23 protein-coding genes are annotated in these 23,884 nt (G+C 62.0%); 6 read left to right on the top strand and 17 right to left on the bottom strand.

Features of this window, described 5'->3' with window-relative positions; translation table 11 throughout:
• Positions 1 to 15 precede the first annotated feature (15 nt).
• On the bottom strand, positions 16 to 804 hold the full coding sequence (locus ACWTU7_RS02505; RefSeq protein ID WP_455837587.1) for a class I SAM-dependent methyltransferase: 789 nt from the start codon (positions 802 to 804) through the stop codon (positions 16 to 18).
• A 164-nt stretch (positions 805 to 968) separates the two neighbouring features.
• On the opposite strand from ACWTU7_RS02505, the gene ACWTU7_RS02500 reads away from it, so the two are divergent.
• Genes ACWTU7_RS02500 through ACWTU7_RS02490 form a run of 3 tightly spaced genes read left to right on the top strand, consistent with a single transcriptional unit; the run spans position 969 to position 3,887 of the window.
• The gene (locus tag ACWTU7_RS02500) at positions 969 to 2,051 is read left to right on the top strand and encodes an ABC transporter substrate-binding protein (protein WP_455837637.1); all 1,083 of its coding nucleotides are present in this window, start codon (positions 969 to 971) and stop codon (positions 2,049 to 2,051) included.
• A complete protein-coding gene (locus tag ACWTU7_RS02495) occupies positions 2,041 to 3,108 on the top strand; it encodes a FecCD family ABC transporter permease (protein WP_455837586.1) in 1,068 nt (355 codons plus the stop codon). The genes ACWTU7_RS02500 and ACWTU7_RS02495 overlap by 11 nt, the downstream gene beginning before the upstream one ends.
• Positions 3,102 to 3,887 (top strand): ABC transporter ATP-binding protein, encoded by a 786-nt coding sequence (locus ACWTU7_RS02490; RefSeq protein WP_455837585.1) that lies wholly within the window; start codon positions 3,102 to 3,104, stop codon positions 3,885 to 3,887. The genes ACWTU7_RS02495 and ACWTU7_RS02490 overlap by 7 nt, the downstream gene beginning before the upstream one ends.
• Positions 3,888 to 5,170: 1,283 nt before the next feature.
• Here the strand turns inward: ACWTU7_RS02490 and ACWTU7_RS02485 are convergent.
• From ACWTU7_RS02485 to ACWTU7_RS02450, 8 genes are all read right to left on the bottom strand, one after another.
• The gene (locus ACWTU7_RS02485; RefSeq protein WP_455837584.1) at positions 5,171 to 6,112 is read right to left on the bottom strand and encodes a lipid kinase; all 942 of its coding nucleotides are present in this window, start codon (positions 6,110 to 6,112) and stop codon (positions 5,171 to 5,173) included.
• A 248-nt stretch (positions 6,113 to 6,360) separates the two neighbouring features.
• Entirely contained in the window at positions 6,361 to 7,344 is a 984-nt protein-coding gene (locus tag ACWTU7_RS02480; protein WP_082982332.1) for a branched-chain amino acid ABC transporter permease, read from the bottom strand.
• The gene (locus ACWTU7_RS02475) at positions 7,344 to 8,231 is read right to left on the bottom strand and encodes a branched-chain amino acid ABC transporter permease (RefSeq protein WP_029355907.1); all 888 of its coding nucleotides are present in this window, start codon (positions 8,229 to 8,231) and stop codon (positions 7,344 to 7,346) included. The genes ACWTU7_RS02480 and ACWTU7_RS02475 overlap by 1 nt, the downstream gene beginning before the upstream one ends.
• A 69-nt stretch (positions 8,232 to 8,300) precedes the next feature.
• Entirely contained in the window at positions 8,301 to 9,488 is a 1,188-nt protein-coding gene (locus ACWTU7_RS02470; protein WP_240992870.1) for an ABC transporter substrate-binding protein, read from the bottom strand.
• 55 nt (positions 9,489 to 9,543) lie between these two features.
• Positions 9,544 to 10,290: an ABC transporter ATP-binding protein gene (locus ACWTU7_RS02465; protein WP_095519874.1), complete on the bottom strand. Its 747-nt coding sequence runs from the start codon at positions 10,288 to 10,290 to the stop codon at positions 9,544 to 9,546.
• The gene (locus tag ACWTU7_RS02460; RefSeq protein ID WP_455837583.1) at positions 10,283 to 11,038 is read right to left on the bottom strand and encodes an ABC transporter ATP-binding protein; all 756 of its coding nucleotides are present in this window, start codon (positions 11,036 to 11,038) and stop codon (positions 10,283 to 10,285) included. Before ACWTU7_RS02460 ends, ACWTU7_RS02465 begins: the two co-directional genes overlap by 8 nt.
• Before the next feature lie 306 nt (positions 11,039 to 11,344).
• On the bottom strand, positions 11,345 to 11,545 hold the full coding sequence (locus ACWTU7_RS02455; RefSeq protein ID WP_455837582.1) for a hypothetical protein: 201 nt from the start codon (positions 11,543 to 11,545) through the stop codon (positions 11,345 to 11,347).
• Positions 11,546 to 11,610: 65 nt separating this feature from the next.
• Positions 11,611 to 11,757 (bottom strand): hypothetical protein, encoded by a 147-nt coding sequence (locus ACWTU7_RS02450; protein WP_164759765.1) that lies wholly within the window; start codon positions 11,755 to 11,757, stop codon positions 11,611 to 11,613.
• Between the two features lie 177 nt (positions 11,758 to 11,934).
• Between ACWTU7_RS02450 and ACWTU7_RS02445 the strand changes: the two genes are divergently transcribed.
• The 3 genes from ACWTU7_RS02445 (at position 11,935) to ACWTU7_RS02435 (ending at position 15,632) form a co-directional block, all read left to right on the top strand.
• On the top strand, positions 11,935 to 13,029 hold the full coding sequence (locus ACWTU7_RS02445) for a glycosyltransferase family 4 protein (RefSeq protein ID WP_455837581.1): 1,095 nt from the start codon (positions 11,935 to 11,937) through the stop codon (positions 13,027 to 13,029).
• Between the two features lie 77 nt (positions 13,030 to 13,106).
• On the top strand, positions 13,107 to 15,275 hold the full coding sequence (locus ACWTU7_RS02440) for an amylo-alpha-1,6-glucosidase (RefSeq protein ID WP_455837580.1): 2,169 nt from the start codon (positions 13,107 to 13,109) through the stop codon (positions 15,273 to 15,275).
• Between the two features lie 147 nt (positions 15,276 to 15,422).
• Entirely contained in the window at positions 15,423 to 15,632 is a 210-nt protein-coding gene (locus tag ACWTU7_RS02435; RefSeq protein ID WP_455837636.1) for a hypothetical protein, read from the top strand.
• A gap of 31 nt (positions 15,633 to 15,663) precedes the next feature.
• On the opposite strand, the gene hutC is transcribed toward ACWTU7_RS02435, so the two are convergent.
• The 8 genes from hutC to ACWTU7_RS02395 all read right to left on the bottom strand — a co-directional run bounded on the left by hutC (position 15,664) and on the right by ACWTU7_RS02395 (position 23,749).
• On the bottom strand, positions 15,664 to 16,398 hold the full coding sequence (gene hutC, locus ACWTU7_RS02430) for a histidine utilization repressor (protein WP_029355923.1): 735 nt from the start codon (positions 16,396 to 16,398) through the stop codon (positions 15,664 to 15,666).
• Positions 16,398 to 17,399 (bottom strand): zinc-dependent alcohol dehydrogenase, encoded by a 1,002-nt coding sequence (locus tag ACWTU7_RS02425; protein WP_455837579.1) that lies wholly within the window; start codon positions 17,397 to 17,399, stop codon positions 16,398 to 16,400. The genes hutC and ACWTU7_RS02425 overlap by 1 nt, the downstream gene beginning before the upstream one ends.
• 5 nt (positions 17,400 to 17,404) lie before the next feature.
• Positions 17,405 to 18,727 (bottom strand): histidinol dehydrogenase, encoded by a 1,323-nt coding sequence (gene hisD / locus ACWTU7_RS02420; RefSeq protein ID WP_455837578.1) that lies wholly within the window; start codon positions 18,725 to 18,727, stop codon positions 17,405 to 17,407.
• A gap of 35 nt (positions 18,728 to 18,762) precedes the next feature.
• Positions 18,763 to 19,563, bottom strand: a complete 801-nt coding sequence (locus ACWTU7_RS02415) for an ABC transporter permease (protein WP_029355930.1) — start codon at positions 19,561 to 19,563, stop codon at positions 18,763 to 18,765.
• Positions 19,560 to 20,504 carry an ABC transporter permease gene (locus tag ACWTU7_RS02410; RefSeq protein WP_455837577.1) on the bottom strand — a complete coding sequence of 315 codons (945 nt, stop codon included), beginning with the start codon at positions 20,502 to 20,504 and terminating at the stop codon, positions 19,560 to 19,562. Before ACWTU7_RS02410 ends, ACWTU7_RS02415 begins: the two co-directional genes overlap by 4 nt.
• 66 nt (positions 20,505 to 20,570) lie before the next feature.
• Positions 20,571 to 21,677, bottom strand: a complete 1,107-nt coding sequence (locus tag ACWTU7_RS02405) for an ABC transporter substrate-binding protein (RefSeq protein WP_287095461.1) — start codon at positions 21,675 to 21,677, stop codon at positions 20,571 to 20,573.
• A 35-nt stretch (positions 21,678 to 21,712) separates the two neighbouring features.
• Positions 21,713 to 22,777 (bottom strand): ABC transporter ATP-binding protein, encoded by a 1,065-nt coding sequence (locus ACWTU7_RS02400; RefSeq protein ID WP_455837576.1) that lies wholly within the window; start codon positions 22,775 to 22,777, stop codon positions 21,713 to 21,715.
• 198 nt (positions 22,778 to 22,975) lie between these two features.
• Positions 22,976 to 23,749: an SDR family NAD(P)-dependent oxidoreductase gene (locus ACWTU7_RS02395; RefSeq protein ID WP_455837575.1), complete on the bottom strand. Its 774-nt coding sequence runs from the start codon at positions 23,747 to 23,749 to the stop codon at positions 22,976 to 22,978.
• Positions 23,750 to 23,884: the final 135 nt, after the last annotated feature.

Raw genomic sequence — 23,884 nt, 5'->3', positions numbered from 1 at the left:
GCAGCGCCGAGGCGTTTACTGCGGCTTTGTCGCGCAGATCGCGAAGCGATGTTGAGTGACGCGTTCGAGCGCCTTGGGCCAACTCATCTGTCGAGACTGAGCGCGATGGATCGCGCCCAGTTTCCAGTCGACGACAGGCTGCTCCAACCCGGCTTCGGCCAGCAAGCGCGCTATCTCTTCCGCCCGTGCGCCGCCCGAGAAATAGATACGAGCAAGAATGCTCTGATGGCGTCTGGCCATGGAGGCGCTGTCATTGTCCGCGACCCAGGACTTGCCGGCCGTGAGCTTCTCCCAAAGTTCCCGCAAATCCATCGCCCAGTTGCGGCTGACGAAATCGCCGTCGATGATCAGCAGCTTGCCGCCGGGCTTCAGCAGCGAGAACCATTCGGCAAAGGCCGTTTTCGGATCCACCAACGTCCAGACCAGGTGACGGGTGACGATGACATCGTAGCTCGCCCTGTCCTCGAGCGTCCGTTCAGCATCCCTCAGGATGAAGCGGATATCGGCGCCGCGTTTTTGTGCCTTGGCGCGCGCCTTGGCGAGCATGGCTTCCGACCAGTCGAGGCCTGTCACCACAAAGGTTAGATCGTGCATCAGATGCGAAATGACGCCTGTCCCACAGGCAAGATCCAGAGCCGCCCGCCCGGCGCCAGGCCCAAGGTGCCTGCTTATGAGCGCATGCCAGGCAGCGCGCTCGCGCTCGGAAAAAATCTCGTGGCCGACCTGCAGGTCGAACGTCTCGGCGCGATCGGACCAATAGTCCCGAATTTCGTCGCGCAGCGAATAGTTTGCGTGAGCCGTCATTGCCCGAAACGCTCTCTCCAAAAGCGGTACATTGGAATTGCTCTAAAAGATAATACTTGATTAGACAATTCACGTTTTCTAAGCGGGGTGGGCACAAACTGAATTGCGAGAGCACAATGATTTTGAAGTCGATATTTGCGGCCGCGGTCGCCCTCGCGGCCTTCATGCCGCTTACCCTCGGCGCGCGCGCCGAGACCGTCACCGACATTAGTGGCCGTAAGGTCGAAGTGAAGACGCCGGTCGAGAAGGTCATCCTCGGCGAAGGCCGGCAAATCTACCTGATCGCCGCGCTCGATACCGACAACCCCTTCAAGCGAATCGTTGGCTGGCGCGAGGATTTCTCCCAGGCCGATCCCGACAATTACGCCGTCTATCTGGAAAAATTCCCCTCGATGGCTACGATCCCGACCTTCGGCGGTTTCAAGGACGGCACCTTCGACATCGAGCAGGCCATCGCGCTTCAGCCGGACGTGATGATCATGAACATCGAGTCCAAGCAGGCAACGGAGGACGCGCAATATATCGAAAAGCTCGCCGCCGTTGGCATTCCGGTGGTCTATGTCGATTTCCGCGAGCATCCCTTCACCAACACCGAGCCGAGCATGCGCCTCATCGGCAAGCTCTTTGGCCAGGAAAAGCGGGCCGAGGAGTTCATCGCCTACCGCGCCGCGCAGATCGCGCGCGTCACCGAGGTGATCGCAGAGAAGGATCCAAAGCGCCCAACCGTCTTCGTCGAGCGCGCCGGGGGCTATTCCGATGACTGCTGCATGAGCTTCGGCAACGACAATTTCGGCAAGTTCGTCGAGATGGCCGGCGGCCGGAATATCGCGGCGGATCTGATCCCGGGCACTTTTGGTGCGCTCAATCCCGAACAGATCATCGCGAGCGATCCCGACCAGGTGATTGTTACGGGCGGTAACTGGGAGGCTTATGTGCCGGGTGGCAAATGGGTCGGCGTCGGTCCCGGCGCGGACGAAGCGGCAGCACTGAAGAAACTCAAGGGCCTGACGGAGCGGTCCGCCCTCACCGGCATCAAGGCGGTGGAGAACGGGCGGATCCACGCCATCTGGCACCAGTTCTACAACAGCCCCTATCAGTTCGTCGCCATCCAGCAGATGGCCAAGTGGCTGCATCCCGACCTGTTCGGCGATCTGGATGCTAAGGCCACCTTCAAGGAGTTGCACGAGAAGTTCCTGCCGGTCGAATACAGGCCTGGCCATTGGGTCTCGCTCTCCGATGAGCAGTGAACCCGCTACACTGTCTGCCAAGAAAGGGCGCGGCCTCTACCGCGCACTTGTTCTGCGCAAGCAGCTCATGCTCGCAGGGCTCGCCCTGGCGCTGCTCCTGAGTCTTTGCGTCGATCTTGCGCTCGGCCCTGCCAGCTACAGCCTCGACCAGGTGGTGCTCGCGCTCGTTTCTCCCGCCAGCGTGCCCCTTCAGGTGCGCGTCGTACTGTGGGAAATTCGGCTTCCCATCGCGCTGATGGCCGTGGTCGTTGGCGCAGCACTGTCGGTCGCCGGTGCACAGATGCAGACCATCCTCAATAATCCGCTCGCCAGCCCCTTCACGCTCGGCATTTCGGCGGCGGCCAGCTTCGGCGCCGCGCTCGCGCTCGCCTTCGGCGTCGCGCTCATCCCCGCCGCGATCGAATATGTCGTGCCGCTCAACGCCTTCGTGGTGGCGATGCTGACCGCGCTCGTCATCCACCTGCTGAGTCTCAAGCGCGGCGTGACGGTCGAAACCATCGTGCTTCTCGGCATCGCGCTCGTCTTCACCTTCAATGCGCTGCTGTCGCTCGTCGCGTATCTTTCCTCGGAGCAGGCGCTCGCCGCGGTCGTGTTCTGGACGATGGGAAGCCTCACCAAGGCCACCTGGCCCAAGCTCATCATCACCAGCCTCATCCTTATCGCAACGCTGCCGATATTCGCGCGCCGCGCCTGGGCACTGACGGCGTTGCGGCTAGGCGAAGACAAGGCCGCGAGCTTTGGGGTCAAGGTCGCACGCCTGAGGCTCGAAACCATGATGATGGTGAGCCTGCTTGCTGCCATTCCCGTCGCCTTCGTCGGCACCATCGGCTTCATCGGGCTCGTCGGTCCGCACATCGCCCGCATGCTGATCGGGGAAGATCAACGCTTCTTCCTGCCCGCTTCAGCGCTTGCTGGCGCCCTCATCCTTTCGGCAAGTTCGGTTGCCAGCAAGTCGCTCATTCCAGGCACGATCTTCCCGATCGGCATCGTCACCTCGCTTATCGGCATTCCCTTCTTCATCTCGCTGATCCTCTCGAATGTGAGGCGCTCATGGTGACGATCAGGCTCGATGGTCTCGGAGCCTTCCACGGGACGCGGCTCGTCCTTTCGGACGTTTCAACTCCCATTTTCCGAGGTGGCGAGGTAGTCGCCGTTATCGGGCCCAACGCAGCGGGCAAGTCAACGCTGTTCAAGCGCATCGCAGGACTCTTGAAAGGCCCGGGGCGCGTCTGCCTCGAGGGAGCGGCGAAGGGACCGGACGGCATCTGCTACATGCCGCAGGATACGGCAGCCAACGCGGTGCTGACCGTCTATGAATCGATCCTGCTCGCCCGCAAGCAGGGCTCTGCCTGGTCGGTTAGCGATGGCGACCTCGCACTCATAGACGGCATCCTGGCCGCGCTCAGCATCTCGGATCTTGCCTTTCGCAATGTCGGAGAATTGAGCGGGGGGCAAAGGCAGGTGGTGAGCATCGCCCAGACCCTCGCCCGCGAACCGGAAATCCTGCTCATGGACGAGCCGACGTCCGCGCTTGACTTGCACCGGCAGGTCGAGGTGCTGAGCTTTATGCGCGGGCTTGCGCGCAAGCACGGGATTGCGGTGTTGATCGCAATTCACGACCTCAACCAGGCCCTGCGCTTCGCTGACAAATGCATCGTGATTGCCGAGGGCCGGATGATCGCCTGCGGCACGCCGGAAGATGTTGTCACCCCGGCGCTTTTGCGTGACGTGTACCGCGTCGAGGCGCGGATCGAGCGCTGCTCGCGGGGCATCGGTCATGTGATGGTGGATGGCGTCGCGGACGAGACGGCAGCGGCTGCGTCGATAGCAGCTTAAGGCATCTGTGGCCGAAAGCCAAAACCTAGAAAATAGATCGAAATGCTGGCGTAAATGTTTGAATTAAAAACATTTGCTATCGCACAGGCGGCTATTGGGCGACGAAGGGAGGCGTTCACTTACGACCGCTGCACGTTCTTCGACGAGCCGCTGTTGTACGAGAGACCTTGGGTAGACAGAGGTCGTGAAAACGCGCGATAAGGTTAGCCTGCGCTAGATCTAGAGATGGCCGGGGCACCAGAAGATGGCACGCCGATTGTGCAACGCAATGCTTGGCTTCGCGGCGCTTGCCATAACCGCGTGCCAATCGGCTCCTGAAGCGCCGCAACCCACTCCCGAACCTGCATTAGAACTTGGTACCATTCCCGCCCAAACTACCTCGGATCCTGCGGCTGTTCCCTCCGGCTCAGCAATTATGCATCAATCCGTGGCAGTCACTCCGCCTGACAAGGCCGTTCCGTCAAAGTATGCTGTTTTTTCGGGTCTATGGGCCGGACGATTGGATGGGAGGTATGACGCCATACTTGCTGTTCAGACGATTTCTTCCAATGGGAAGGTGACGGTTACCTATGCGTGGGGAACTCTGGGCGACAACCATCCGGGAGAGGCCGCCGGCGCTGGAAGAATTGTGGGGAGTACGTTGAAGCTTGAGCGCCTACCGAATGGCGCAGACGTCAGTTTTGTCATGCGGCCCGACAGAACCCTGGCCGGAACCGTTAGGCTTGCCGGCCAGACCTACACGGGCGCGTTCCTCAAGCAATGATCAAAGACGTGTCCGAAGGCTATGTAGGGGCCAGGCGACCGTTCCATATTGCAGCCTATTGTTACCGGGGTGGGGGCCTGCAGGCCGTGACCAGCGGCTACAATGGTTGCCAGGGCGTCGGCTGCATGGGCGACGACCCGGATAGGGCTGTCGACAATACTCCCAGTTTGACAAGGAGGGTGAACCCAACTTTGACGAGCACGGCAGCTACCAGGGTTGTCATGGCGCCGGCTGCCTCGTCGACGATCCCGGAGATAATGAACAATTTCTGATGGATCGTCTGCGTCAGACACTCTCGGACAAGTTTTAGTCGGTCGCGCTCATCCGCAGCGCCGAAAGGTGCGGCGGGCTTTTTGCGTCTGGAATAAAGGCTTTGAGACGAAAGTTAGCGGCTTTGCGGCGTGTTCTCGCTGACGACAATTGCTGTTGCCCGATCAGCCCGCGTCCTTGTTCCAGAGGCTCCTGATCGAGAGATGTCCGCAGGCGGTTGGGTTTATTCGACGCGCGCTTGATCGCCAGTCTACCCGCTTGCGCTGACCGCATCATCAAGCACCTTTGTGCTGGGCTGTATGCGCGCGCCAGCAGGCGCGAACACCGAAATCGCCTTCGGGTGGACCTTGAAATGCGCCGGGGTCGAGGTGACGATCTCCCCATCAGTGTTCACCGGCATCGGCCTTTTCGTCTCGATGTCAAACTCGACGCATCTCGCTGTGCGAACCTCGCTCCAGGCGCCATGCGTGCCTGAGCGGAACGAGCGCAGCATAAGCGCCATTTTCCAGAGGTTCGTCATTTCCAGGCTGTACAGGTCGAGATGACCGTCATCGATCTCCGCCGTCTCCTCGACGATGTTGCCGCCGCCATAGTGGCGGCCGTTGCCGACTGCAATCTGGTAGGTCTTGACTTCGGTCGCTACGCCCTTTTCGGTAATCCTTGCTTCGAAGAGGCGGGCCTTGGTCAACACTTTCATGGCCGCCAAGGCATAGCCAAACCTGCCGAAACGCTTCTTCAGCGCCGGATCGAGACCCTGCGCAAGGTCGGTGCTGAGGCCGATGCTCGCAACGTTGAAGAAAGCGTGACCATTGACGGTTCCGATGTCGATCAGACGTCGTCCGCCCTCTACGATCACGTCGGCCGCCTTCCCCAAATCCAACGGTATTTCGAGGGTGCGCGCCAGATCGTTCGCCGTCCCCATCGGAATGATACCCATCGGCAGCCGGCTTTCCATAACCGCGACCGCCGCCGAGGACACCGAGCCATCGCCGCCGCACACGATCACGAGGTCGGCCCTATGGCGAAGGCGCACGATATCGCGTGCTATCTCGGGCAGCGCCTCAAACGTCTCGACGCTGACGCGGAGCCCACCGGCCTCCAGCCGCTCGACGACCGGTGCGATAGATTCCTGCCCGCGTCGCGCCTTTGGATTGACGAGCAGAAGCGCGCGTCTGTTCGTGATGTCGTTCATGCGGCGTAGATAGGGTGCGTGCCTGCGGATTACGACGTCAACAGGCGCACCTGGGAAGACCCAGAGTTGAATTTTCGTAACAGCCCGAATTGCTGGTTGTCACATCCGATGAGGAATCTGCACAGTTGAGGCCGCTGTCGCCCGCATCCGCTGCGGCTAACTTGGCCGAACCTGACGCTCAAACGTCGTTGTGAGTCGACTTCTCGAAGTCGACCGTTGATGATCCGAAATTTCGGCCTCATGCTCGTTCAGAGCGGCTTCCGGATCCATTTTGCCAGGACGCCAACGATGCCCTCCCGGAACGACAGCACCGCGACAACGAAGATGATGCCCTGGCCGATGGTGACCCAGTCGCCGAATGTCGCGAGGTAGTTCTGCATCGTGACGATGACTGCCGCGCCGACGATCGGTCCGAACACTGTGCCCATGCCGCCCAAGAGCGTCATCAGCACGACCTCGCCGGACATGGTCCAGTAGACGTCGGTAAGCGACGCCAATTGGAACACGATTGCTTTGGTTGCACCGGCGACGCCGGCGAGCGTGGCCGACAGCACGAATACGGCGAGCTTGTAGCGGTTGACCCGATAGCCCAGCGAGATCGCGCGGGGCTCGTTCTCGCGGATCGCCTTCAACACCTGTCCAAACGGCGAATGGATAATCCGGTAGATCAGCAATATGCCGGCGAAGAAGACGGCGAGCACGAAGAAATAGAGAACTTCGCTCGATCGCAGGTCGATTAGCCCGAACAGGTGGCCGCGCGGCACGGCCTGGATGCCGTCCTCGCCGCCGGTAAACGCCGCCTGCAGCGAGAAGAAATAGATCATCTGCGCAAAAGCCAGTGTCACCATGGCGAAATAGATGCCGTGGCGGCGAATGGCGAGGGAACCGATGGCGAGACCGAGCACGGCTGCCACCAGCGTGCCCGCGATAATGGCAAGTTCAGGCGTCAGACCCCACACCTTTGCCGCATGGGCCGAGACGTAGCTTGCCATGCCGAAATAGGCTGCGTGGCCGAAGGACAGGAGGCCACCAAAGCCGAGCAACAGGTTGAAGGCGCAGGCAAACAGCGCGAAGCACAGCACCTTCATGACAAAGATCGGATAGAGCAGAAATGGCGCGGCGATGAGGAAGACGAAAAGCGCGGCGAAGATCGCAAGGTGATGACGGGGCATGCCCGCGGCGCCAACGGACGTGATGGTCGCCATAGCGATCGGGTTGGTGTCGGTTGCCATCACACACTCCGCCCAAACAGACCGGCGGGTTTGACGAGCAGCACGAGCGCCATGATGACAAAGATCACCACGGCCGAGCCTTCCGGATAGAACACGCGGGTCAGGCCCTCGATCAACCCAAGCCCAAAGCCGGTGAGGATCGAGCCCAGGATTGAGCCCATGCCGCCGATGACGACGACGGCGAAGACGACAATGATCAGGTCTGCCCCCATGTTCGGATTGACTGCGTATATCGGCGCGGCGAGCACGCCGGCGAAACCCGCGAGTGCGACGCCGAAGCCATATGTGAGCGTGACCAGCAGCGGCACGTTGATGCCGAACGCGCCGACCATCGTCGGGTTCTCGGTCGCTGCCCTCAGATAGGCGCCAAGCCGGGTCTTTTCGATGATGAACCAGGTCGCGAGGCACACGATCAGGGAAGCCACAATCACCCAGGCGCGCGAATTGGGCAGGTACATGAAACCGAGATTATGCCCGCCGGTCAAAAGCGGCGGCGGCGGGTAAGGCAGGCCAGATACGCCGAAAAACTGGCGGAAGAAGCCGACGATTATCAGCGCCAGGCCAAAAGTGAGAAGCAGTCCGTAGAGATGGTCTAGGTGATAGAGCCGTCGGATCAGCACGCGCTCGAGCACGATCCCGGTGACGCCGACGATCGGCGGAACGATGAACACAGCCCACCAGTAACCGACGCCGAGATAGTTGAGCAGCATCCAAGCGCCGAAGGCGCCCAGCATGTACTGCGCGCCATGCGTGAAATTGATGATGTTCAAGAGACCGAAGATGACCGCCAGCCCGAGGCTCAGAACCGCGTAGAAGGACCCATTGATCAGCCCGAGCAGCAACTGGCCGAACAGGACCTGCGGCGGAATTCCAAGCAGTTCGAACATGGTCGCTCCAGCTGACTTGTCGACGCAACGACGCGCCGAGCGGTTCGGCGCGTCGTTGGCGAGGGCTGCTTATTTAACGAGCGAACAGCCGCCTTCGGCGAGCGGGCGGAACGCCTTGTCGGCCGGAATGGTGGCCACCGTCTCGAAATAATCCCATGGCCCCTTCGACTGGTCCGGCTTCTTGACGCGGAACAGATACATGTCGTGCAGCTTGCGCCCGTCGGCGCGGATCGTACCCTTGCCGAACAGCGGATCGTCGGTCGGCATTTCCTTCATCTTGGCCATCACCTTGGCCGCATCCTTGTCACCAACGGCCTCGACGGCTTTAAGGTAATGCAGGACCGAAGCGTAGACTCCCGCCTCGATCATCGAAGGCTTTTGTCCGGCATTCCGCTCCTGGAAGCGGGCAGAGAATGCCCGCGTTTGATCGTCCTTGTCCCAGTAGAACGCGCTGGTGAGCACGAGGCCTTGCGCCACGTCGAGGCCAAGCGCATGCACGTCATTGATGAACATCAGCAGAGCGGCGAGCGCCTGGCCACCCTGCGTGATGCCGAATTCCGACGCCTGCTTGACCGCGTTGATCGTGTCGCCGCCGGCATTTGCGAGGCCGACGACCTTGGCACCCGACCCTTGCGCCTGCAGCAGGAAGGACGAGAAATCCTGGCCGGGGAAAGGATGACGGACAGCGCCGAGAACCTTGCCGCCCGATGCTTCGACGACCGCCGACGTATCGCGCTCGAGCGCGTGGCCGAAGGCGTAGTCTGCCGTGACGAAGAACCAGCTATCGCCGCCTTCTGCGACCATGGCCGAGCCCGTGCCGTTGGCAAGCGCCCAGGTGTCGTAGGTCCAGTGGACGGTGTTGGGCGAACATGCTTTGCCGGTGAGGTCGGACGAGGCCGGACCCGAGGCGAGGAAGATCTTGTTCTTCTCCTTGGTGATCTCGTTGACGGCGAGCGCCACCGACGAGGTTGGCACGTCGGCGATTACATCGACATTTTCAGTGTCGTACCACTGGCGGGCGATGTTCGAGCCGACGTCCGGCTTGTTCTGGTGGTCGGCGGAGACGATCGACACGTTGATGCCCTTGTCCGCCGCCTTGAAGTCTTCCGCCGCCATCTGGGCCGCGATGACCGAACCTTCACCGGCGATGTCCGCATAGATGCCGGAACGGTCATTCAGAACGCCGATCTTGACATCCGTGGCGTGGGCCGTGCCGGCCATCAGCAGGCTCGTCAGCGAAGCCAGAATAAACCCCATTTTTTTCATCGCTACTCTCCTCCGATTGCGGCGCAACGCGCCGTTGATGATTGCCTCAGACACCGAGATAGGCGTGCAGTTTGTCGATGTTGGCGTCGAGTTCGTCATTGGGGATCGTGTCGATCACGCGCCCCTGTTCGACCACGTAGTGACGGTCCGCGACCGACGCGGCGAAATGAAAATTCTGTTCAACGAGCACGATCGTGAATCCCTCGTCCTTGAGCCGGGCAATGGTGCGGCCGATCTGCTGCACGATGACGGGCGCAAGCCCTTCGGTCGGCTCATCGAGCAGCAAAAGCTTCGCGCCCGTCCGCAAGATCCGGCCGATGGCGAGCATCTGCTGTTCGCCGCCCGAAAGCTTGGTGCCTTGGCTCGAAAGCCGCTCCTTCAGGTTCGGGAAAAGCTCGAAAATCTGCTCGACGCTGAGCCCACCGGGGCGCACCTGCGGCGGCAGCATCAAATTCTCCTCGACCGAAAGGCTGGAAAAGATCGCGCGTTCCTCTGGGCAGTAGGCGATGCCCATCTGTGCGATCAACCGCGACGGCAGCTTGATCGTCTCGCGGCCGTCATAGGTGACCGAGCCCGAGCGCCTGGAAAGGATGCCCATGACTGCCTTCAGCGTCGTCGTCTTGCCGGCGCCGTTGCGGCCGAGAAGTGTCACCACTTCGCCTTCGCCAATCTCGAAACTCACGCCGTGAAGCACATGGCTCTCGCCGTACCAGCCCTGCAGGCCATCGACGCGCAGCAGCGGTCTCGCCGAGGGGGCAGGAGCCGGCCTGCTCGTCAGTTCAACTTCAACCATGTCCGGCCCCGATATAGGCTTCGATAACGCGCGAATCTTTGGAAACCGCGGCATAGTCGCCTTCGGCGAGGACTTTGCCGCGCGCGAGCACGGTGATGCGGTTCGACAGCGAGGCTACGACCGAAAGATTATGCTCAACCATCAAAATGGTGCGGTTCTTGGAGATGCGCCGGATCAGCGCCGAGATGCGCTCGATGTCTTCTTGCGCCATGCCGGCCATAGGCTCGTCGAGGAGCAGCATTTCAGGGTTCAGCGCCAGCGTCGTCGCGATCTCAAGCGCGCGTTTGCGGCCGTAGGACAGATCGCTGGCGCGGATATCTGAAAACTCGGTCAGGCCGACATCGGCGAGAAGAGCCGCACCCTCGCTATTGAGCTTGGAGAGCACTTTCTCGGAACGCCAGAAATCGAAACTGTCGCCGCGCCGGCGCTGCAGCGCGATGCGGACATTCTCGAGTGCCGTCATGTGCGGAAACACCGCCGATATCTGGAAGGAGCGCACAAGGCCCAGCCGCGCGATGTCGGCCGGCTGCATCCTGGTGATGTCGCGGCCTTGGTAACGGATCGCGCCGCGCGTCGGCTGGAGGAATTTGGTCAGCAAGTTGAAGAGGGTCGTCTTGCCTGCGCCGTTGGGCCCGATCAGCGCGTGGATCGATCCTCGCTCGACTGTCAGGTTGACATTGCTGACAGCGACGAAACCCCCAAATTCCTTAGTCAATCCCGCTGCTTCGAGGATCGCTCCGGAATTCATGCGCGGGAGCCTTCGCCGGTCATTGGCGTGAAAACGTGGAACCGCGCTGCGAGGCTATCCGCCCCCAGGGTGACTTCCATGGTTTCCTCCCGTGGCACTCCCGCCCGCAACAAACGACCTAATGCACATCGCGTCAAGGCCGCAATTGCCGGCGCTGTGGCACGGGGCCTTCGATCATTTTCGAATTGCAACGTCGAAGGGGCAAACGACAGGCGAGATGGGCCTCTAATCCGAACCACCCCAATCCGAACCCATCCCGTCCAAGCAGTTCGAAATCCGCGCCGACTGATTAGATGAATGCAAAGCTTAGCTGCGCTGGCTCGAATTGGGGTTTTCCCGGTCTGCCCGGGTGATCTTGCCCTTTGACGCTTTCGATCCGCCGCCCCATTCCTGGGCGTTCCTGGCTTGGGCGCCGCCCTTGGCCGGTTCCTTGGCCTTGTCGCTGCCGCTTGCCCTCTTTCCCGATACAGGATGCTCGGCTTTCGTAGACGAGTTGGTCTTTGTCATGGTGTCACTCCTATGGATGGTCGGGGATCGCAGCCATTACGGTTCGCCTGCGGGGCAGGCATCGTTCAGTCCTCGCCGCGGTTTGGATCCTTGCCGGCAGCCTGGCTGCTCTTTTGCGGCTTGTCCTTCTTCTCCTGATTGCCGCCGCGGTTGCCGCCATGCTCGTCGCTCGATCCCTTGACGGCTTTTGTGTCCTGAAGCTTCGTAACCATCCTGGTTCTCCTTTTGGTCCATCTGCTTGAACTCCCCTGACTCGGCGATTGTTCCCGCCGGGAACATATCGGCGCTTCGAGAGTTGGCGAGGAGGACCGCACCGCAATGAACGCGAGGAAGGGGATTGCCGTCGGAGCTTTTTGAAGGGTGACCTTCACTTTCGAGAAGTGTTGCAGATGAAAATTGCCCAGATCGCCCCCCTTACCGAAGCCGTGCCGCCGCGGACCTATGGCGGGACCGAGCGAATAGTTTCATATCTGACTGAGGAGCTTGTTCGGCAGGGGCATGATGTAACCTTGTTCGCCAGCGGTGATTCACGCACCTCTGCCGAATTGGTACCGTGTTGCGATATTGCATTGCGCCTGAATCCCAGGGTCCGGCACGATATTCCCCAGCACGTGATGATGCTTGAACAGGTGCGCAGGCGGGCCGATGAATTCGACGTGCTGCATTTTCACATCGATATTCTCCACTTCCCCGTAGTCCGGGACTTTGCCGAGCGAACCGTTACGACACTTCATGGACGGCTCGACCTCCCGGATTTGGCGCAGCTTTATGCGATGTTTGATGACATTCCGCTGGTTTCGATTTCTTACGATCAACGCTGGCCCATGCCGCCTGTCCATTGGATCGGAACGGTGTATCACGGTCTGCCTCGCGATCTTCTCCCTTTTCGCCCGAAAGCCTCGGGCTATCTCGCCTTCCTCGGCCGCATCTCACCGGAAAAGGGGCCGGAAACAGCAATTGAAATCGCAGCGCGTACCGGAATGCCGCTGAAGATTGCCGCCAAGATCGACAAGGTAGACCAATCATATTGGAAAGAGAGGGTCGAACCCAAGGTGCTTCGAAATTCCAACGTGGAATTCATCGGCGAGATCGACGAACGGCAAAAAGCAGACTTTTTGGGCAATGCGGCAGCGCTTTTGTTCCCTATTGACTGGCCGGAACCCTTCGGACTCGTAACCATTGAGGCGATGGCCTGTGGCACGCCTGTGATAGCGTTTAGACGCGGCGCCGTTCCGGAGGTCATCGACGATGGTGTGTCCGGGTTGATCGTCGACACGCTCGACGGAGCTGTGGACGCGGTACGGCGGATAAACGGCATCGATCGTGCACGGGTGCGACGGACTTTTGAAGAGCGATTCACGGTTGAGCGCATGTGCCGCGACTACGTGGCGATCTATGGCTCGCTCTCGGACGTCATAACGAAAGCACTTGGTTCTCAAAACAAGCGCGCTAAAAATGCCGCAATGATGACTATGTCTACCTGACCGAGCAAGGCGACGGCTCGGCTGCCCGGATCAGCGCCTGAGCCGCCTTGTTCGCTTCTGAACGGGAGGGGGTTACCATGACCACTCAACTCGAAGACCGCAAGATTGATCCAGCCGTGGCGCTGCCGGCAATCGACGAAACGGCACCGCGCGAGCCGCATCGGCAATTTGCGCTGAAACACGAGGATTGCTTCGTCGTCGCAGACAGCTACGGCGACATACGCGGCACCGGCGACGGGCTTTTCCGCGACGACACGCGTGTATTGTCGCGCTTCCGTCTGTTCATTGGCGGCCGGATGCCGTCGCTGCTCGGCGCCTCGCTGTCGCAGGACAACATCCTATTCACCGCCAATCTCACCAATCTAGCCACTATCGGGCCGAATGGCAGCGAAGCATTGCCGGGCGTCGTCCACGTCGATCGGACGCGGTTCATCTGGCAGGACCGCATGTTCGAACGCATCAAGTTCACCAACTACTCCGCGCGCGAGGTGGTTCTGCCGGTCCGGCTCGACTTCGACGCCGATTTCCGTGACATGTTCGAGGTGCGCGGCACTATGCGTAGCCGCCGCGGTCGCGCGCATGACGCACTGGTCGGCGAGGCGAGCGTAACGTTCCGATATGAAGGCCTCGACAATGTGGCTCGTCAATCGGCGATCGCATTCTCGATCAAGCCCGATCAGGTGCACCCCGATCACGCGGATTTCCTCATTGTCGTGGCAAAGCGTGACAGCAGAGCATTGTACCTGGAGGTCGGCCACAGCGAAGAAACCCCCTCCAGCGACCGCTTTCGCGCGGCCGCTGCGCGAGCCCGCTTCGCCATGCGCTCAAAGCGCCGGCAGGGCGCCACCGTCTTCAGCTCCGGGCGCGTGTTCAATGACTGGCTGACACGCACGCGCGCCGACATCGCGCTGCTGACGACCGATCTGGAGACCGGGCCATACCCGTATGCCGGCATCCCTTGGTTTTCGACGGCTTTCGGCCGCGACGGCGTCATTTCCGCCTTGCAGATGCTTTGGCTTAATCCGGACCTTGCTCGTGGGGTCCTGGCCTTCCTTGCCCATTATCAATCGACCGAGACCTCTGTATTCGACGATGCCGAGCCTGGCAAAATCATGCATGAAACCCGCAAGGGGGAAATGGCCGTGCTGCGCGAACTGCCGTTCGGCCGCTACTATGGCGGCGTCGACACCACGCCACTCTATGTCTACCTGGCTTCGTCCTACGCCGATCGCACCGGAGACGAGGCATTCGTCGATCGCATGTGGAACTCGCTGGGCGCTGCCACTGCGTGGATGGAAGAGGTCGGAGCCCGCAACGGGGATGGCTTTGTAACCTACAACAGGGCGGCCGACACGGGTCTGTTCAACCAAGGCTGGAAGGACAGTTCCGATGCCATCTTCCATGCCGACGGCACGATCCCCAAAGGACCGATCGCATTGGTCGAGGTGCAAGGTTATGCCTTCGCCGCATATCAAGGGATGGCGGCGCTGGCCGCCAGGCGCGGCGAAGACGCAAAGGCGGCGCACTGGAGCGCCCTGGCAGAGAGGATCCGTCAGGCAGTGGAGACGCATTTCTGGATGCCGGATCGCGATTTCTATGCTTTGGCAATCGACGGACAAGGCAAGCAATGCGCGGTTCGCACGTCCAATGCCGGTCACCTGCTTTATGTCGGGCTGCCGGCGGCGGAACGGGCTCAGTCAGTCGCCACCCAGCTGCTCTCTGGTCATCTCCATAGCGGTTGGGGCGTTCGCACACTGGCCGACGACGAGATTCCATTCAACCCTATGTCATATCATAATGGCTCGATCTGGCCGCACGACACCGCGCTCTGCGCCTCCGGGCTCGCCCGCTATCACGAGCGCGACAGCGTCGTGAAGCTGATGAGCGGTATGTTCGAGGCGGCGGTCCGTTTCAACATGCGGCTGCCAGAGCTGTTCTGCGGCTTTACGCGTGCGGCCAGCGATTCACCGGTGGCCTACCCGGTCGCTTGTCTGCCGCAGGCCTGGTCGGCTGGCTCCGCTTTCATGATGCTGCAGGCTTGCCTGGGCATTCGGGTTGACGGCTGGAAACGCGAGATCACTGTGGAACGCCCGCGGCTGCCTATCGGCATCGACAACATCGTTATCCGCCACCTGGCTATTGGCGAGGCGAAAGTCGATCTCATCTTCGAGCGCATTGGCGACCGTGTTGTGTGTTATCTCGATCACCGTCATGAGGGTCTGGTGCCTCTGGTGGTGCGCTCATAACGCAGGCCGGCTAGCGGCCACTGGGGTTAGCCGCTGTCAGCTGATCGCTAGCAAGGGCCGCGCGCGCCCAAGCTTGTCTTGAGCACCTCCAGGAACACAATGTCGCGGGAAACGTTGCAAAGGCAAGTCATCGTCTTTGAGGAAGCCATGGCGATCCGTCGAAAAGCTGAGGAAGCTGGTATTTTTGATCCGTCCGAGTTGGCTCTGCTGGGTCGAGCGTTCGAATACCTCAAGCTTGAAGGTCAATCGACTGGTCAGCGTGAGGCGCTCGCGTCTCGCATTATTGCCAACTACATGGCCGGCGTGATCGACGAGGCAGAACTGATTTCCCTATCAAGGCAGCCGTTGGGCCGATGACGCTGCCCGCCCGCTTGGCGGGCCGTTGCTGCTATGCGGCGGGTGAGGGCGCGTAGCGGCTGCCAAGCGAATAGCGGCTGCCGACATAGGTGAGATTGTTGACGGTCGCGACCGCCGCGCCCGACCAGGTCCGCCGATGCAGGAGCAGGCAGGGGTCGCCGGGCCGAATCATCAGATGGCGGGCCGCCATCTCTTCTGCGGCGACGGCCGAGATCACGTGCTCCACTTCCGTCAGCGGCGTCGCCCGCTGCAGATAGTCGTAGGTGGTGGTCGCAACGAAATTTTGCCGATGGTAGTCCGGTGCGAGAGCCGGATTGACAAAGCGCTCCTCGAGCTGGACAGGCACCTCGTCTTCGAAATGCACGATGATCGAATGGGCGACCGGTCTGCGGCGCGTGAACTCGAAGGCGACAATGAGGTCCAGCGCCGGGTTGCGGATCTTCTCGAGGACGACGACCTCGGCCCTGTGGCGTGCGCCGCGCGCGGCGATCTCGCCGGCAATGTTCCTGATTTCGATGAGGGCCGATTGCGGTTTCGGCGGCGCCACGAAGGTGCCTACGCCCTGGATGCGCAGGAGGTGGCCTTCCGAGGTCAGTTCCCTCAGCGCCCGGTGCACAGTCATCCGCGAGACGCCAAGCGTGCTGACCAGCTCGTTTTCGGAAGGCAGCCTGCGGTCCTTCGGCCATTTGCCGCTGCCGATGTTGCCGAGCACGTAGTCCTTGACCTTTTCGTAGAGGGGCCCGGCGGTTTCGGGAAGCCTGATCATCATCCTCTCTCCATTCGGATGATGGTCTTCAACCCGCCGCTCGTGCCTGCGATCAGGCGCTGGTAGGCGGCGGGGATTTCGTCGATCGCGATCTCTTCGGACACGAAGCGCGACAGCGCGGGGGCGAGATCACCAAGCATCGCGACGGCCGGCGCAAGCTCGTCGGCGAAGGCGTGGCAACCGACAAGCGCGATCTCGCGTTCGACCAGGAGGTTGGGGTCGAGATCGAGGCGGCCATGCGATATGCCGACCAACGCCAGCTTGCCACCCCCGGCCAGGAGATCGAGCAGTTGCGCCATCACCGCCACGTTTCCCGTCGCATCGATGGCATGGCGCAGATTGGGATCACAGGGCAGGGCCTCCAGGTCGACGACGGTCGCGCCGCTCACCTCGGCCACAAGATCCGCACGCGCCGCATTGCGGTCGGCGACCAGGACCGGCCTGTCGCCGGGCCGCGACAGGAGCAGCGCAGCCAGCCCGCCGATCGGGCCGCAACCGGCGATAAGTACCGGCACCCCGGCCGGCGCCGACAGTCGCCGGACGGCGTGCAGGGCGACCGCCAGCGGCTCCGCCATGGCGGCGATTGCGGGATCAAGCGCGGGGTCGTGGCGCAGGAGCAGCCGCGCCGGCAGCTCCGTCTCTTCCGCGAAGCCGCCGTCGCAAACCTCGCCTACAAAGCCCAGTCTGGCACAGACATTATGCAGGCCGGCCCGGCAAGCAGGACATTCGCCGCACCAAAAACGCGAATCGGCGACGACCCGGTCTCCGCAGGCCAACTGGGACACGCCGGCGCCCACGGCTGTCACCTCGCCGGCGAACTCATGCCCGGCGATGCTCGGCGCGCGGCTGATCCACTGACCGGTGCGGAAGTTATGGAGGTCCGAGCCGCAGATGCCGGCAGCCGCCACTTTGAGCCGCACCCAGCCAGGCGCGGGTCCGCCGGGAGACGGCACATCCTCAACCCGCAAATCGCCCGCCGCGTGGAGTCTGGCAGCCTTCATCGTCGCTACCGCACCAGATATCGGTCGCGCACGTCGGAGACGGCGTGTTCATGCGAGGAGAAGCCTTCGTAGCGGGCAAGCGTGCGGGCATGGCGCGCGAATTCCGGATAGGCCGCCGCCGTCACGTAGCCGATGGAAGAACGCTTGACGAAATCCGTGACCGAGAGCGGGCCGCAGGTACGCGCCCAGCGGCTGGTCGGCAGGACGGCGTTGGGGCCTAACCCGAAATTGCCGATCGAGACTGGCGTGTGCGGCCCCATCAGGATCTCGGCGGCTTCGGTGATGTGGCCAAGGTGTGCGAAGGGATCGCTGGAGAGTATCTCCAGATGCTCCGGTGCATAGTCGTTGATGAAGCGGTAGCTCTCCTCGATCGCCGCCGTCAGGACGATGCCGCCACAGGCGCCGGTCAGTACCGCGGTGGAAAACGCTACTCGCTGCTCGGTCATGCGCGCCCAGTGCTCGGGCAGGGCGGCCAATGCCTCCTCGGCCACGCGGCGGCTGTGTGTCACCAGGTAGGCCGATGAGTCCGGTCCGTGCTCTGCCTCGATGAGGAGGTCGAGCGCGGCTAGCCCGCCATGCACGCTGTCGTCGGCGAGGATGATCGCTTCGGACGGACCGGCGGGAAGGCCGGGATCGATCACCCCGGCAAGCAGCCGCTTGGCCGCAACGACCCAGGGGCTGCCTGGACCGACGATCTTGAGCGCCGGCCTGATCGTCTCTGTGCCGTAGGCGACCGCGGCGACCGCCTGGGCGCCACCGCATTTGTAGACCGTTGCGACGCCGGCGAGGCGCGCTGCAACCAGCGTCGCTGCGTCCACCGAACCATCGGGCGCTGGCGGCGTGACGATAGCAAGCTCCGGGACGCCCGCCACCACTGCGGGCACCGCGGTCATCATTGTCACCGAAGGGAACGCCCCTTTGCCACGCGGGACATAGAGCGCCACCGAGCGGATCGGCGTGAAGCGGTCGCCGGCGTAGGCGCCGGGCCGCATTTCCTTGAGCCACATCGCTTCCGGCCTCTGTTCTTCGTGGAAATGCCGGATGTTGTCGATGCCGAAGCGAATGGCGGCGACCACGTCCTCGTCCACCATGTCGAAGGCGGCGTCGAACTCCGCGGGGCTGACCTTCAGCCGCGCGGCATCGAGATCTGCCTTGTCAAAGTCGCGGGCGAAGCGGACGAGCGCGGTGTCGCCTTCTGTTCGGACCGCCTCGATGATCGGTGCGGCCTTCTCCATAAAGCCAGAGAGATCGGTCTCTGAGCGCCGCATCAGCGCCGAACGACCGGCGGCGTCGATCTGGCTCAGGTCGTGGAACGATACGTTTGGCATAGGATTTCCCTTTGCGGCCGGCAGGCCGGCATTCCTCATTTCGATTTCAGGAAGATGTCGAGCCCGACCAGCCTGTCGAGCAGGAAGATGGCGACAGCCGAGCAGGCGATGAAGACCACGGAGATCGCGGCAAGATCCGGTGTGATGATCGAGCGGATGGAGTTGTAGATCAGCACCGGCAGCGTCACGATGCGCGCATCGACGAGCAGCAGGCTGACCAGGAACTCGTTGAGCGCAAGGATGAACATCAGCAGCGAGCCGGTGATCACCCCCGGCATCACCGCCGGCAGGGTGACGGAGAAGAACACCTGGAGCGGCGGTGCGCCGCAGTTGGCGGCGGCCAGTTCCAGGTCCGGGTCAAGCCCGGTGGCACTCGCCGTCACCGCCCAGATCATGAAGGGAAGGTTGATGACGCAGCAGGCGATGCCGACCGGCCAGAGCTGGCCGAGAATGCCGGCGTTGCCGAAAATCAGCATGAGGCCGATGCCCGATCCGATCAGCGGGATAGTAAAGGGCAGCAGCAGATAAATCTGGATCGTCTTCTCAAAACGCACCGCATATTTCGCCAGCGCGATGCCAGCCAGCGTGCCCACGGGAATGGCAACGATCGTACAGACCGTCGCGACATGAAGCGTACGCAGGAAAGCGTTGCGCAGGTCGGAGGCCTGTGAGATGCGCGCGTACCACCGCAGCGATAGCCCGTCCGGCGGAAACGTGATGATGTTGCCGCCGGTGAAGGAAGCGCCGAGCACGACGATCGTCGGCGCTGAAAGCGTCACCAGGGCGATCGTAACCAGGGTCCACAAGACAACGGATTTGCTGCGCGAGCCGTTCACGCCCGTGACCTCCCCATCGCAAGCGTTCCGGCTCCGAACAGCGCGAACACCAAGCCGACGAGGATTGACCCGAGCGCGACAAGCATAAGCGCCAGCGTCGCGCCGAGGCCCTGGTCAGACGTTCGGAAGAACTGATCGTAGATGGCGTTGGCGATGAAGTCCTGCGAGCCGCCGCCAAGGATCGCGGGGACTGCGAAATCGGTGAGCGAAAGCGTCAGCACCACCACGCCGGCGCCGATGAAGCCCGGACGAGCGAGTGGCAACACGACATGGATGAACGTGCGAACCCAGTTCGCACCGAGCGATCCAGCGGCCGCCTCCAGCTCTTCGGGAATGGCGGTGAGTGCCGGCGCGAGCATCAGTACGGCGAAGGGCAGCATGTACTGGACGAGGCCGAACAGCACGGCGGGATAGTTGTAGATGAGCCGCATCGGGGCGACCCCGATAAGGCCGAGCGCCTCGTTCACCATGCCCTGATTGCCGAGGATGATCAGCCAGCCATATGCACGCACAACCTGGCCGATGAAGAAGGGCAGGAACAGCGCAATCAGCAGGAATTTGCGCAGTCTTGGCGAACGCGTGCGCACCATCAGATAGGCGTAGGGAAAGGCGAAGACGAGTGTCACCGCGGTGACGATCAGGGCGGCGATGAGGCTGCGCTGCGCGACGACGAGGAACAGCGGCTCTGTCAGCGCCCGCCGGAAATTGGCGATGGAATAGTCGTCCGAGAATTGGAAGGTGGTGGTGTCGAGCGTGCGCAGGCTTGCATCCGCGATCTGGATGAGACCGAGCACGAGCAGTGCGACCAGCAGCACTGCCGGAAGCAGCATCAGATAGGGCGTGGCGCGCCTGAATCGCGCTGGCCAGATGGCGGCTGCAATGCCTTCCAGCGCATCCATGATACGCCATTTCAAGGGATAGGCTGTCCTGGCTGCCCGCATGAGAAAATCCGTAACCGACCTCGTAAAGGAGCCGGTGCCGCCAGCGCAGCACCGGCCGCCCCGGCGTCAGCCCTGCATGATCGCCTTGAACTTGGAAAACCACTCGCTCTCATTCTCGACCTGGATCTTCGACGAGATGCGGATGAGGCGCTGGAAATCCGCTTCGGTGGTCGGATAGGACGGATCGCCCACCAGATCCTTCGGCGGTGTGAGGCCCGGCACCACGCCCGGCAAGCCGAGGCCGTCCAGCCAGACCTGCTGGGCTTCCTTGGTCAGCGCATGGTTGATGTACTGCTTGGCCCAGTAGAGTTCGTTTTCCGGCAGGCCCTTGGGGATCCACAAACCGTCCGTGTCGAATTTGGCACCCTCCTCCGGCACGACCCACTCGATTTTCACGCCGTTCTTGCGGGCCTCCCGGGCGTTGGTGGAGATGGTGCAGGCGGCATCGATTTCGCCGTTCTGGAACCAGGTGGTGAAGTCGGGATCTTCGCCGAGCAGCGGCTGCTGCGCCTTCATCTTGGTGATGAAATCCCAAGCCGGCTGCATGTTGCCGGGTATGTCCTCCAGCTTGCCGCCACCGGCGACCTGGGCTGGGAAGTGGAAGCCGATGCCGTCATTGTAGAAGGCAAGCCGGCCCTTGAACTTCGGGTCGAGCAGGTCTTTCCAGGACTTCGGCGGTCCGTCCGGGAACGCCGCAGGCCGATAGGCCAGCACATAGACATAGCCGTAGGTATTGACGATCGGGAAGCCTTCCAGGCCGGCCGGCTTGGCAAGGTCCGTCACATTGGCAAGGTTCGGCAGGTCGGAGAGGTCTTCCGTTACGCCGCGCAGTGCCGACTTCGTGGCATTGGTGGTGGTGTCCCAGTTTATGTGGATCGGGGGGACCCGGTTCTGCGCCACGGCCGCCCAGACTTTGGGCTGGATCTCGTTGTCTTCAGTCAGGTCGTGACGGACAGCGATCCCCGTCATTTTGGTGAAGCTGTCGGACACGCCGGCCTTCAGGCTATCCACCCAGCTGCCGCCCCAGGCGCGCACGATGATCTCCGCCGGCTTTTCCGGTTCCTGCGCATAAGAACTGCGCAGGCCGAGAGCTGAGGCGCCGCCGAGCGCGGCGGTGGCCTGAAGGAAGGTTCTGCGGGAAAGATGGGATAATGTCGGCTTGAAGCGCTTCATCTGCATTCTCCTCTGGGTTTGACCGGTTTCCGGTTCTATCGAAAAACAAGCATGTCCCTGGCATTCCACCCCAGGAACACGCTTTCGCCTATGTCGAACTGCTTGTGCGCGGCGGGATCATGGTCAAAAACGCGAATGACCTCGTCGCCAATCGCGGCGCAGGCTACCTCGTAGACCATGCGCTCGCCTTCGAAGATCGTATCGATGACAGTCCCGGCCAGCACGCAATCGAGCTTCGACAGCTGAGCAGCGTCGCCGGCGAGACGGATCTGCTCGGCGCGGATCGCTCCCGACGCCTTGCCGCCCTCCGCAGGTGGATTGACCGGATCGCCGATTTTTCCGGCAAGCGTCAGAGCACCGCGAAGGATGGAGACGTCGCCCCCTTCCGAGACGGACCGTACCGTACCGGCAATGAAGTTGGTGACGCCGATGAAATTGGCGACGAAGGCGTTGCGGGGCTGGCGGTAGGTATGGATTGGCCGCGCCTTCTGCTGGATCTCGCCCTGATCCATGACCACAATGTCGTCGGAAACCACCAGCGCCTCGCGCTGGTCGTGGGTGACGTTGATCGTGGTGACGCCGAGCTCTCGCTGGATGCGGCGGAATTCGAGCTGCATTTCCTCGCGAAGCTTGCGGTCGAGCGCAGCCAGCGGCTCGTCGAGCAGCAGCAGGTCGGGCTCGAACACCAGCGCGCGCGCGATCGCGACGCGTTGCTGCTGCCCGCCGGAAAGTTCGTGAATGCGCCTGCCGCCATAGCCCCCGAGCCGGACCAGCGCGAGGTATCGCTCGACGCGTTCGGGAATGGTGCGTGCATCGCGCCGACGCATCTTCAGCGGGAAGGCGACATTCTCAGCCGCCGTCATATGTGGAAACAACGCAAGCCTCTGAAAGACCATGCCGATCGTCCGCTTGTGCGGTGGCACCGCGCTCACCGCTTCACCGTTGATGAAGATCTCGCCGCTGCTCGGGGTCTGGAATCCGGCGATCATGCGCAGGAGGGTCGTCTTGCCGGACCCCGAGGGCCCCAGAATGGTGAGGAACCGGCCCTTCGGCAAATCGAAGGACGCATTCTTGACGGCATGAATCCCATCGAAGTCCATCCCGACGTTCCGGACTGTGACTGCGATTTCCCTGCCGCCTTCCGCTTCCCGCGAAGCTCCGGCCCGGAAAGGCTCCTGCATTGTGGTTCCCCTTTTTGTCGCCGGCCGCATGCAAGGACGTCCAGCGTTGTGAGGTGGTATATACAACCATATACAAGATGGGTCTACACGGTTCTTGTTGCACCCGCCCTCAGTCGCTCAGATGGATGCGAGATAGCCGCCGTCAACTGGGAGGCAATGCCCGGTGACATAGGCGGATGCCCCGCTCGCCAGGAATACAACGGCTCCGGCCAGATCCTCCATCGTGCCGAAACGCCGCTGCGGTATCTTGGCCAGCATTGCCGTCTGCCAGTCGGGATCCTGATAAAAAGCATCCGTCATCGCCGTATGGAAATACCCCGGAGCGATGGCATTGACGCGGATGCCGAGCGATGCCCATTCCGTGGCCAGCGCGCGCGTCATGCCCAGAAGCCCAGACTTCGAGGAGCCGTAAGGTGCCGCGGTCGGAATGCCGACATAGGAGGTCAGCGAGCAAAGATTGATGATCGCGCCACCGCTGCTGTCGGCAGCCATCCGCCGCGCCGCAGCCTGCGCGCAGAAGAAGGCGCCCTTCAGATTGGTCGATACGATGCGGTCCCACAGCGCTTCGTCCACGTCGAGCGACGGCTGGACTTGCTCATAGCCGGCGTTGTTGACCAGGATGTCGAGCCCGCCAAAGGCGTCCGCCACCTCGTCGACCACCACGCGGATGCGATCGGTGTCGAGCACGTCGAGAGACCGGCAAAGCGATCTTCGCCCGTTAGCGCTAATTCGGTCCGCCGTCTCAAGAAGGGACGCTTCGTCGCGGGCGGTCACCGCGACGTCGGCACCTGCCGCGGAGAGCGCGTCAGCCATAGCCTGGCCGATGCCGCGGCTGGCGCCCGTCACCAGCGCCTTTTTTCCCGTCAGATCGAACAAGGAAGCGGCGTCCATAGTCACGATTCCTGCATTTTCCGAAATTGCATGCGATCGGATTGGAAACGAACACCAGTTGCGACCGGTTGTCTATACATCTTGCGATCTTCGCTGGCGGCGCATCACTGACCAGCGCCATTAGGGCGGGATTGA

Source organism: Mesorhizobium sp. BHscii (assembly GCF_053848065.1).
This window is presented reverse-complemented; position numbering and strand designations above follow the sequence as displayed.